This is a genomic window from uncultured Streptococcus sp. (assembly GCF_963516515.1).
Classification (GTDB): domain Bacteria; phylum Bacillota; class Bacilli; order Lactobacillales; family Streptococcaceae; genus Streptococcus.
Genome location: NZ_CAUQCJ010000045.1, coordinates 1 through 12,182 on the forward strand (window position 1 = coordinate 1; position 12,182 = coordinate 12,182).

The following is a 12,182-nucleotide window of genomic DNA, read 5'->3' on the forward strand; positions in this document are numbered from 1 at the left end:
CAAGAGGAAGGCAAAGCAGGCCAAGCCTTAACGCACCCTGAATTACCAGAAGCTCAAGTAGGAGTGAAAGGTACCCAAGAGGAAGGCAAAGCAGGTCAGGCTCTAACGCAACCAACATTACCAGAGGCTACAGTAGAGTTTAAAGGAACCCAAGAGGAAGGCAAAGCAGGCCAAGCCTTAACGCACCCTGAATTACCAGAAGCTCTAGTTGAAATGAAGGGTACCCAAGAAGAAGGTAAGGAAGGCCAAGCTCTAACACAAGCTGAATTACCAGAGTATAAAGAACCAGTTTCAACTAAGGGAACACAAGAAACAGGAAAAGAAGGCCAAGCTACAGAGCAATCAGCAAATCCAGAATATAAAGTAACAACTGGTACAGTTGAGAAGTCTACTGAAAGTGAACTAGATTTCACAACAGAAGTAGTTCTGGATGACACAAAATATGTGGGTGACGAAGTAGTTGAAAATCCTGCTTCTAAAGGAGTTCAAGTTACGAAAACAACTTACGAAACAGTGGAAGGTGTAGAAACAGACAAAGTCCTTTCTACAACAACAGAAGTAAAAACTCCTGCCGTTTCTAAAGTCGTTAAAAAAGGGACAAAACCAGTTGAAGGAACAGCAGTTGAAACAAGAGAAGAAGTCATTCCTTTTGCTACAAAAACAGAAGATGATGACACTTTAAAACGTGGAACAACTAAAGTTGCTCAAGAAGGTGTAGACGGTAAGAAACAAATTACTGAAACCTATAAAACGATTCGTGGAGAAAAAACAAACGATGCTCCAACAGTAGTAGAAAAAGTTATCCAAGAACCTCAAGATAAAATTATTAAGCAAGGCACAAAAGGGTTAGAAAAGCCAACATTACAATGGGCTAATACTGAAAAAGATGTCTTGAAGAAGAGTGCCACAGCTAGTTATACATTGACTAAACCAGCTGGAGTAGAAATCAAATCAATCAAATTAGCGTTAAAAGATAAAGATGGACAACTTGTCAAAGAAGTAACGGTATCTGAAAATAATTTAAACGCTACTTTAGATAAATTGAAATATTATCAAGGTTACACCCTATCTACTACAATGGTTTATGATCGTGGAGAAGGTGAAGAAACTGAGAAATTAGAAGATAAACAAATTCAATTAGACCTTAAAAAAGTTGAAATCAAAAATATCAAAGAAACCAGCTTAATGAGTGTAGATGCTGAAGGAAACGAAACAGATAAGAGCTTATTAACTGAAAAGCCAACAGATGTTGCTCCGCTTTACTTACGAGTAACAACTCATGACAATAAAGTGACAAGACTTGCTGTTGATAAGATAGAAGAAGTGGTTAAAGATGGGGAAACTTTATATAAAGTTACTGCAACTGCGCCTGATTTAGTTCAGCATACAGATTCTTCGAAATTAGCTAACGAGTATGTTTATTATATAGCTAAACCAAAACCAAAAGTGGATAATGTTTACTATGATTTCGCTGAATTGGTTGAAGCTATTCAAAATAACCCAGAAGGTGAATATAAAATTGGACAAAGCTTAAATGCTACTAATATTAAACCAAATGGAAAATCTTATATTACTAAGAAATTTAAAGGTACGTTAACTAGTACTGATGGGAATAGGTTTGCTATTCATAACTTAAGCAATCCATTATTTGATGTTATTGAAAATTCTACAATTAAAGATTTAATTTTCTCTAACGTGAATATAAATAAACCAGGTACGGATCAAATAGCGACACTTGCAAAAGATGCTACAAATACGACAATTGAAAATGTTAAAATTACGGGTAGTATTGTTGGTGGTAATGATGTAGCTGGAGTTGTTAATAATTTAAATAATGGAAGCAAAATGAAAAATGTTTCTGTTATCGGAAAACTTCGCACAGAAGGTAAAAAAGGTTGGAGTATTTCTGGTTTAGTTAACAACCAAAGAAAAGCAAATATTGAAAAAGTTTATACAGATGTAGAAATCACTGGTGAAAGAGCTCGTGGTTCAGCTTTAGTTTCAACACTTGATAGGGGTATGGACCCAATGGATGTAAGAGCTAACGGACATATTAAAAAAGCTGTAGCAAAAGGGTCAATTAACTTGAAAAACAATGTAGAGACAGGTGGAGTTATTACTAAAAACTGGCCATACGGATTTTTAGAAGATGTTATTAGTTATGTAAAAGTAACTAACGCTGAAAAACTTTATGGTTCAGGTGATATTGGAGATGATGACTTTGGGTTCCCTTATTTAAGTAGAGTTGTCAGCGTAGCTGGGGAAGCTACTGGTAATGTGACAAGAAAAAATGCGGACAAACTTAAAGAAATCTCTAAAGAAGAAGCTGATAAAAGATTAGAAAGTTTCGATATTACATCTAAAGATTTTGAAGCTCCAACATTATTAGTAGATAAGTTAAATAATAATCTCCCAAAATCTGATACGTATAAAGAGATTCAAGATTATAATGCAGAACGTGAACTTGCTTACCGAAATGTGGAAAAACTTCAACCGTTCTACAACAAAGAATGGATTATCAATCAAGGAAATAAAATTCCTGCTGGTTCTAAATTATTAACGACTGAAGTATTATCTGTAACTGGTATGAAAGATGGTCAATTCGTGACTGACTTATCAAGTGTTGATAAAATAATGATTCATTACGCTGATGGTACTAAAGAAGAAATGACGGTTGCTTCTAAGGATTCAAACGTAGCACAAGTTCGTGAATATAGTATTACAGGTCTAGATGGCATTGTTTACACACCAAATATGGTGGATAAGAATCGTGACAAACTAATTGCTGATGTGAAAGAAAAATTAGCAAGTGTCGAATTGATTTCACCTGAAGTGCGTGCATTAATGGACAAACGTAACAAACCAGCTGAGAATAGTGACAATCATAAGAACAATTACATTCGTAACTTGTTCCTTGAAGAAAGCTTTGAAGAAGTTCGAGGAAACCTTGATAAACTTGTGAAAGCTTTAGTTGAGAATGAAGACCACCAATTAAATGGTGACGAAGCTGCAATGAAAGCTCTTGTTAAGAAAGTAGACGAAAACAAAGCGAAAATTATGATGGGTCTTACTTATCTAAATCGTTACTATGGATTTAAATACGACGAAAAATCAATGAAAGATCTTATGATGTTCAAACCTGACTTCTATGGTAAGAATGTAAATATCTTAGATTTCTTGATTAAGATCGGTTCTAGAGAAAATAACATTAAAGGTAACAGAACATTAGAAGCTTATCGAGAAACGATCGGTGGAACGATTGGTATTGGTGAGTTGAACGGTTTATTAAACTATAATATGCGTTTATTCACAAACGAAACTGATATTAACACCTGGTATAAGAAAGCTGTTTCACATACAAACTATGTCGTTGAGAAACAATCATCAAATCCATTGTTTGCGGACAAGAAATATCGTTTATATGAAAACTTAAACAATGGCGAACATAGCAAATATATCTTGCCACTTCTGACTACAAAGAAAGCTCATATGTTCTTGATTTCAACATACAATACACTAGCATTTAGTGCGTTTGAGAAATATGGTAAGAATACAGAAGCTGAACGTGAAGCATTCAAGAAAGAAATTGACTTACGTGCACAAGAACAAATCAACTACTTAGACTTCTGGTCTCGCTTGGCGGCTGATAATGTACGTAATCAGTTGTTGAAATCTGAAAACATGGTTCCATCGGCTATCTGGGATAACCATGGTGCGCCAGGTGGATGGGTTGATAGAATGGGTCATACGAAGAACGGTGATTATGCTCCAATTCGTGAGTTCTATGGTCCAACTGGTAAATGGCATGGTGATAATGGTATGGGTGCGTATGCGTATATCTTTGATAGACCTCAAAACTCAGAAGCCGTGTACTATATCTGGTCAAGTATGATTAGTGATTTTGGTACATCAGCCTTTACTCATGAAACAACGCATATCAATGACCGTATGGCTTATTTAGGTGGTTGGGGACATCGTGAAGGTACAGACGTTGAAGCCTTTGCTCAAGGTATGTTACAATCGCCTGCGGTAACAAGTTCTAATGGTGATTATGGCGCATTGGGTCTAAATATGGCGTATGAGCGTAAAAATGATGGAAACCAATGGTATAACTACAATCCGAACTTGCTTGATAGTCGAGCTAAAATTGACCATTACATGAAGAACTATAACGAAGCGCTTATGATGCTCGACCATTTAGAAGCGGATGCCGTTATCGCGAAGAATGACGGAGATAACAATAAGTGGTTCAAGAAGATGGACAAGAAATGGCGTGAAAAAGCTGATCGAAATGGTTTAGTTGGACAACCACACCAATGGGATTTACTTCGTGACCTAAATGACGCGGAGAACAAGAAGAAATTGACAAGCATTGATGACCTTGTAGATGGTAATTACGTGACTAAGCATAATATGCCTGGAAATAAACATTATCGTGCTGAAGGTTTTGATACGGCATATCAAACTGTAAGTATGATGGCTGGAATTTACGGTGGTAATACAAGTCAAAGTGCTGTAGGTTCTATCTCGTTCAAACATAATACATTCCGTATGTGGGGTTACTTCGGATACTTGGATGGATTTGTCGGATATGCTTCTAACAAGTATAAACAAGAATCTAAAGCAGCTGGTAGACCGGGTCTTGGTGATGACTTTATCATTGAGAAAGTGTCTGGTGGTAAATTCCATACACTAGAAGAGTGGAAGAAAGAATGGTTCAAGGAAGTTAAAGCTAAAGGTGAAAAAGGTTTTGTTGAAATTGAAATCAATGGTGAGAAAATCTCAAACTATGCGGGACTTCAAGAGTTGTTCAACAAAGCGGTTGAAAATGACCTGAAAGCTGGTAATTCAAACCAAACAGTTGCACTTAAAGAAAAAGTTTACAAACAACTCTTACAGAAATCAGATGGATTTGCTGGTGATTTATTTACTAAAGCATAATTAAGTGTAATCAATAGTAAGAAAATGATAAAAAGGTAGATCAGCTTTGTCTGGATCTGCCTTTTTATGCTATACTTAAGGTATGCACAGAAAAACAGTGATTGATTTTAGGGCTTTGGGGGAGAGATACACCTTTACCCAGCCGATTAAAGAGTTAAAAACGAGAGATGTATCAGAAGTGTCAGATTTGCTGGCACAAGTGGAAAGCTACCAAGAGCAGGGCTACTATGTGGTGGGCTATGTCAGCTATGAGGCTGCACCTGCTTTTGAGGAGAAATTAGCAGTTCATAAAGCTCCTTTACTGGCAGAGTATCTGCTATATTTTACAGTTCATGATAGGGTAGAAACTTCCCCTATTCCTCTGATTTATGACGAGGTTGATTTGCCTTCAAACTGGCAGGAAGTAACATCTGCAGATGACTATGAAAAAGCCATTGCTCAGATTCATCATCATTTGCGGCAGGGGGACACCTATCAGGTTAACTACACCGTCCAACTCAAGCAGGACTTAAGTGCTAATCCTTTTGCTATCTACAATCGTATGGTGGTAGAGCAGGAGGCAGGCTACAATGCCTATGTGGAACATGATGACATGGCAGTGATTTCCATGAGTCCAGAACTCTTTTTTGAGCAAAATGACCGTGAATTGACGACGCGACCAATGAAGGGAACGACTCAGCGGGGAGTGACTGACCAAGAAGACCTTGCCCAAGCTAGTTGGTTGGAGCAGGATCCCAAAAATCGCTCTGAAAATATGATGATCGTGGACCTCTTGCGCAATGATATGAATCGTATTTCTGAGGTGGGCAGTGAGCACGTGGAGTGTCTGTGCCAAGTGGAACAGTATTCAACTGTGTGGCAGATGACTTCGACCATCAAGAGTCAATTGCGAGAGGATGTTGACCTTGTTGAAATCTTCCGTTCTCTGTTTCCTTGTGGATCCATAACGGGAGCTCCGAAAATTGCGACTATGGAAATCATCAAGAACTTGGAGCCCCAACCGCGTGGAGTCTACTGTGGAACGATTGGTCTCTTGCTTCCAAATGGGCATCGGATTTTCAATGTTGCCATTCGGACCATTCAACTCTACAAGGGGCAAGCCATCTATGGAGTAGGCGGAGGCATTACTTGGGATAGTACTTGGGAATCTGAATACCGAGAGATTCATCAAAAGGCAGCAGTTCTCTATCGTAAACAAGCTCGTTTTCAGCTGATTACTACTGGAAAAATCAGTCAGAAGAACTTGTTGTTTGAAGAACAACATATAGAAAGACTGAGAAAAGCTAGTCGCTATTTTGCATATCCTTTTGATGCAGAAGAAGTGAGAAAAAAGATAGAGGCGGAGTGTCAGGCTTGTGACGCTAGTCAAGATTACCGTCTACGAATCAGTCTCAGCAAGTCTGGAGAGATTGAAGTCAGTCGCCAAATCTTAACACCCCTTAGTACAAGCTTTTGTCAAGCTCAACTTTGTCTGCAGGAAGCGGATTTACAGCAAGCCTTCACCTACTTCAAAACGAGTTACCGACCGCATTTAAACCTAGGGGAACAAGAGAAGATTTACTACAATAAGTCAGGAGAACTGCTTGAGACTTCTATCGGAAATTTGGTTCTGAAGATTGATGGGAAACTCTATACACCATCTATCCGACTGGGAATCTTACCAGGAATTTATCGTCAGCATTTGCTGGAAACAGGACAGGTAGAAGAGAAAGTCTTGACCTTGGCAGATTTAACCCAAGCAGAAGTTATGTACGGCTGTAATGCAGTGAGAGGCTTGTATGAGTTAAGCCTTGAGGAGAACTAGATGAAACTGATATTTTTACACGGGTTAGGGCAGTCAGCAGAGTCTTGGAAAGAAGCTCGGAATCTACTGACAGATTATCCTTCTGAGGCTATCGAGTTATTTCCTTCTACAGTTAGCAACTATCAACAAGCCAAGGAACGAGTTTATCAGCATCTAGCTCAAGAGACAGAACCTTTTATTTTGGTTGGATTGTCTTTAGGTGCGGTCCTGGCACTAGAACTTTCCAGTTATGATTTACCAAATCTTCAAGGTTTAGTTTTGTCAGGTTGCCCTCTGAAATTAGCTGGAAATATCTTATTTAAAATCCAGTTGATGATTTTTAAACTACTTCCAAAAAGTTTTTTTGAAAAACGGGGAGCAAACAAAGCTCTTATGGTCGGAGTTTCTGAGGAATTGAAGACACTTGATTTAAGGGAGATTGCAAAGAATTGTCCCTATCCAACTTTGTTAATTTGTGGTAGCAAAGATAAACCAAATCTTAGTTCTATGAGAAGTATTCATAAACTAATATCAGAATCCCAATTTCAGATTATCCCAGACGGTCCTCATGTTTTGAATAAGGAAAAACCAAAAGAGTTTGCTGGGACAGTCAAAGATTTTCTTGAATCGTTAAAATAAGTTTGATAAAATACTATTGAAATCGATAACATCGTTATGGGAGAAAGAAATGAACAAACGTCTATTTTTAAAAATGAGTCTAGCTAGCTTGCCAGTTTTAGCCTTGTTTTCACAACCAGTTTTAGCGGAAGAAAATATCCATTTTTCTAGTTGTAAGGAAGCTTGGGCGAATGGATACGCGGATATTCATGAGGGAGAACCTGGTTATTCTGCCAAGTTAGACCGAGATCATGATGGTGTGGCGTGTGAATTGAAAAATGCCCCAAAAGGTGCTTTCAAAGCAAAACAATCAACGGCGGCTCAAACTGATACAAGTTCAGCAACAGCAAGTGGCTGGGTTAAGCAGGACGGTGCTTGGTACTACTTTGATGAAAATGGAAATCCAGTGAAAAATGCTTGGCAGGGAAGCTATTACCTGAAAGAAGACGGTCAAATGGCGCAGAGCGAATGGATTTACGATGATTCTTATCAAGCTTGGTATTATTTGAAATCAGATGGTTCTTATGCAAAGAATGCATGGCAAGGACTGTACTACCTTAAATCAAACGGTAAAATGGCACAAGGTGAATGGCTTTATGATGCTTCTTACCAAGCTTGGTATTACTTGAAATCAGATGGTTCTTATGCTCGCAATGCATGGCAAGGGAATTACTATTTAAAATCAGATGGTAAAATGGCTAAGAATGAGCGAGTTGATGGCGGACGTTACTACGTAGATGCTGCAGGCCTCTGGAAACCATAAATCAGATAAAATCTAGAAAGTTAATGCAAACCTTTGCACAAGTAACTAAATTTTGTTATACTAGTACTGTAAGCATTTTCAATTACTACACAATGAAAAAGGAGAATATGATGAGTCAAAAGATTATTGGGATTGACCTTGGTGGAACTTCTATCAAATTTGCAATCTTGACAACAGCAGGAGAAATCCAAGAAAAATGGTCTATCAAGACCAACATTTTGGATGAGGGAAGTCATATCGTTGATGATATGATTGAGTCTATTCAACACCGTTTGGACTTGCTTGGATTGGTAGCAGAGGACTTCCAAGGTATTGGAATGGGGTCACCAGGTGTGGTTGACCGTGAAAAAGGGACTGTTATTGGTGCCTACAATTTGAACTGGAAAACCCTTCAACCAATTAAAGAGAAAATTGAAAAAGCCTTGGGTATTCCATTCTTCATTGATAATGATGCCAACGTGGCAGCTCTTGGTGAACGTTGGATGGGTGCTGGTGATAACCAACCAGACGTCGTCTTTATGACACTTGGTACTGGTGTTGGTGGCGGTATTGTCGCAGAAGGCAAATTGCTTCACGGTGTTGCTGGTGCAGCAGGTGAGCTTGGCCACATCACTGTTGACTTTGACCAACCAATCGCATGTACTTGCGGTAAGAAAGGTTGCCTTGAGACAGTTGCTTCTGCAACAGGGATTGTCAACTTGACTCGTCGCTATGCTGATGAATACGAAGGCGATGCAGCCTTGAAACGCTTGATTGATAACGGAGAAGAAGTAACTGCTAAGACTGTCTTTGACCTTGCAAAAGAAGGAGACGACCTTGCTTTGATAGTTTACCGTAACTTCTCACGTTACTTGGGAATCGCTTGTGCCAACATTGGTTCAATCCTCAACCCGTCAACAATCGTCATCGGTGGTGGGGTGTCAGCTGCAGGAGAATTCCTTCTACAAGGTATTCAAAAAGTCTACGACGAAAATAGCTTCCCACAAGTACGCACATCAACAAAATTGGCTCTTGCAACTCTAGGAAACGATGCTGGAGTTATTGGAGCAGCATCACTTGTATTGCAATAAAATAAAAAAGGAGAAAATTGCTTTCTAAAAGCGAGTGATTTTCCTCTTTTCTTTTTTATGCTATACTAGTTAGGACAATGAATGAGGTGAAATGAAATGACCAAAGCAGATACGATTTTTAAAGAAAATATTGAACGCATTCTAAAGGAAGGTGTTTTCTCAGAACAGGCTCGTCCCAAGTACAAGGATGGGACTGTTGCCAACTCTAAGTATGTAACGGGTGCTTTTGCCGAGTATGACTTGGCCAAGGGAGAATTCCCCATCACGACCTTGCGTCCCATTGCCATCAAATCCGCTATCAAAGAAGTGCTCTGGATTTACCAAGACCAGTCCAATAGCCTAGACGTGCTCAATGACAAGTACAATGTTCACTACTGGAATGACTGGGAAGTTGGAGATACAGGAACCATCGGTGAGCGCTATGGTGCTGTTGTTAAGAAACACGACATCATCAATAAGCTTCTCAAGCAGTTGGAAGCCAACCCTTGGAATCGCCGCAATATCATTTCGCTCTGGGATTACCAAGCTTTCGAAGAAACAGAAGGGCTGCTCCCATGCGCCTTTCAGACCATGTTTGATGTCCGCCGTGTTGATGGGGAGATTTATCTGGATGCGACCTTGACCCAGCGTTCGAATGATATGTTGGTGGCTCATCACATCAATGCTATGCAGTATGTGGCTCTTCAAATGATGATTGCCAAGCATTTCGGCTGGAAGGTCGGGAAGTTCTTCTATTTCATCAACAACCTCCATATCTATGACAATCAATTTGAACAAGCAGAGGAATTGCTTCGTCGGGAGCCGTCAAACTGCCAACCACGTTTGGTATTGAATGTGCCAGATAAGACCAATTTCTTTGATATTAAAGCGGAAGATTTTGAGTTGGTGGATTATGACCCTGTCAAGCCACAGTTGAAGTTTGACCTAGCTATTTAAAAGAATAGAAAAAAGAAGTTGAGACAATAAATCCCAACTTCTTTTGTTTCTTAACGTGATACGCGGCGACGAGCTGCTTTTTTACGGTTTTCTTCGATGAAAGCTGCTTTTTGCTCCTCTGGTTCGATCACTTTCTTTTTAAATGCGTATACTGCACCTGCAACTGCAGCGACAGTTCCTGCGACACCTGTTACAAGACCTTTAGCGAATCCTTTAGCCATGAGTCTTCCTCCTTTATCTTCTTAATCAGCCAGCCCCCTCAAGAGGTCACATTTTTCTGACTGACCTTTTTGTGTTATAATAATAGTAACGAAAAAATGGGAATTTTTCAAGGAAAAAAGATGAAAACAAAAATAATTGTGATTGTTGGACCGACTGCTGTTGGAAAAACAGCTCTTGCCATTGAAGTGGCCAAGCGTTTTAATGGCGAAGTGGTTAGTGGAGATAGCCAGCAAGTTTATCGAGGACTTGATATTGGGACGGCCAAGGCTAGTCCAGAGGAGCAGGCAGCTGTTCCCCATCATTTAATCGATGTTAGAGAGGTAACCGAGTCTTACTCGGCTTTTGATTTTGTTTCAGAAGCTAAAATGGCTATTGAGGAGATTCACAGCCGTGGCAAACTAGCCATTATCGCTGGTGGGACTGGGCTTTATATCCAGAGCTTACTTGAAGGATATCATCTAGGTGGGGAGATCCCCCATGAGGAGATTTTAGCCTATCGAGCTAGCTTGGAGCCTTATTCAGATGAGGAATTAGCTCATCTTGTGGAGCAAGCAGGCCTTGAAATTCCTCAGTTTAATCGTCGTCGTGCTATGCGTGCCTTGGAAATTGCCCATTTTGGTCAGGATTTGGAAAATCAAGAGACCTTGTATGAACCATTGATTATCTGCTTGGATGATGAACGCAGTCAACTTTATGAGCGCATCAATCGCCGAGTGGATTTGATGTTTGAGGCTGGGCTTTTTGATGAGGCCAAGTGGCTTTTTGACCATTATCCAGATGTGCAGGCTGCCAAAGGAATTGGCTATAAGGAACTCTTTCCTTATTTCCGTGGAGAGCAGACCTTGGAGGAAGCTAGTGAGAGTCTCAAACAGGCGACCCGTCGTTTTGCCAAGCGCCAGTTGACCTGGTTCCGTAATCGCATGCAGGTCACCTTTTATCAGATTGGAGAGTCTGGTGTGCAAGACCGCATTTTAAGCCAGATAGAGGAGTTTTTAGATGATTGAAACGGAGAAAAAAGAGGAACGCGTTCTGCTTATCGGTGTGGAATTGCAGGGCATGGACAATTTTGACCTCTCTATGGAAGAATTGGCCAGTCTAGCCAAGACAGCTGGAGCGGTCGTTGTCGATAGCTACAGACAAAAACGTGAAAAGTATGATTCTAAGACCTTCGTCGGTTCTGGTAAGTTGGAAGAAATTGCGCTCATGGTGGATGCAGAAGAGATTACCACTGTTATTGTCAACAACCGCTTGACTCCACGGCAAAATGTCAATCTAGAAGAAGTTCTGGGTGTCAAGGTTATTGATCGTATGCAGTTGATTTTGGATATCTTTGCCATGCGGGCTCGAAGCCATGAAGGGAAACTCCAAGTGCATTTGGCTCAGTTAAAATATCTCTTGCCTCGCTTGGTTGGTCAGGGAATTATGCTCAGCCGTCAGGCAGGGGGAATTGGTTCCCGTGGACCTGGTGAAAGCCAGCTGGAGCTGAACCGTCGTAGTGTTCGCAATCAAATCACGGATATTGAAAGACAGCTCAAGGTGGTTGAGAAAAATCGGGCCACAGTCAGAGAAAAACGTTTGGAGTCCAGTACCTTTAAGATTGGTTTGATTGGTTACACCAATGCTGGGAAATCAACCATTATGAACACCTTGACCAGTAAGACCCAGTATGAAGCGGACGAGCTATTCGCGACTCTAGATGCGACAACCAAGAGTATTCATCTGGGGGGCAATCTTCAGGTTACCTTGACTGATACGGTTGGCTTTATCCAAGATTTACCGACAGAGTTGGTGTCTAGTTTCAAGTCAACCTTGGAAGAAAGCAAGCATGTGGACCTTCTGGTTCATGTTA

General features: G+C 40.1%; 9 protein-coding genes. 8 read left to right on the forward strand and 1 reads right to left on the reverse strand.

The features are described from left to right. The 6 genes from RYL77_RS07985 to RYL77_RS08010 all read left to right on the forward strand — a co-directional run. The coding region (locus RYL77_RS07985; protein WP_315010900.1) for a ZmpA/ZmpB/ZmpC family metallo-endopeptidase at window positions 1-4,941 on the forward strand (4,941 nt) is incomplete at its 5' end. Window positions 4,942-5,023: 82 nt separating this feature from the next. After that, window positions 5,024-6,745: an aminodeoxychorismate synthase component I gene (gene pabB, locus RYL77_RS07990; protein ID WP_315010901.1), complete on the forward strand. Its 1,722-nt coding sequence runs from the start codon at window positions 5,024-5,026 to the stop codon at window positions 6,743-6,745. Further along, complete coding sequence (locus RYL77_RS07995; protein ID WP_315010902.1) at window positions 6,746-7,363, forward strand: alpha/beta hydrolase; 618 nt, start codon at window positions 6,746-6,748, stop codon at window positions 7,361-7,363. A gap of 49 nt (window positions 7,364-7,412) precedes the next feature. After that, the gene (locus RYL77_RS08000) at window positions 7,413-8,105 is read left to right on the forward strand and encodes an excalibur calcium-binding domain-containing protein (RefSeq protein ID WP_315010903.1); all 693 of its coding nucleotides are present in this window, start codon (window positions 7,413-7,415) and stop codon (window positions 8,103-8,105) included. Between the two features lie 110 nt (window positions 8,106-8,215). Beyond that, entirely contained in the window at window positions 8,216-9,175 is a 960-nt protein-coding gene (locus RYL77_RS08005) for an ROK family glucokinase (protein ID WP_315010904.1), read from the forward strand. 96 nt (window positions 9,176-9,271) lie between these two features. Then, a complete protein-coding gene (locus RYL77_RS08010; protein ID WP_315010905.1) occupies window positions 9,272-10,111 on the forward strand; it encodes a thymidylate synthase in 840 nt (279 codons plus the stop codon). Between the two features lie 50 nt (window positions 10,112-10,161). On the opposite strand, the gene RYL77_RS08015 is transcribed toward RYL77_RS08010, so the two are convergent. Continuing rightward, window positions 10,162-10,332 carry a DUF3042 family protein gene (locus RYL77_RS08015; RefSeq protein WP_001051780.1) on the reverse strand — a complete coding sequence of 57 codons (171 nt, stop codon included), beginning with the start codon at window positions 10,330-10,332 and terminating at the stop codon, window positions 10,162-10,164. A 120-nt stretch (window positions 10,333-10,452) separates the two neighbouring features. Between RYL77_RS08015 and miaA the strand changes: the two genes are divergently transcribed. Both miaA and hflX read left to right on the forward strand, forming a co-directional pair. Continuing rightward, entirely contained in the window at window positions 10,453-11,337 is an 885-nt protein-coding gene (gene miaA, locus RYL77_RS08020) for a tRNA (adenosine(37)-N6)-dimethylallyltransferase MiaA (protein WP_315010906.1), read from the forward strand. Next, window positions 11,330-12,182: GTPase HflX (hflX, locus tag RYL77_RS08025; RefSeq protein WP_315010907.1), on the forward strand; the 853-nt coding region annotated here is incomplete at its 3' end. The genes miaA and hflX, both read left to right, overlap by 8 nt.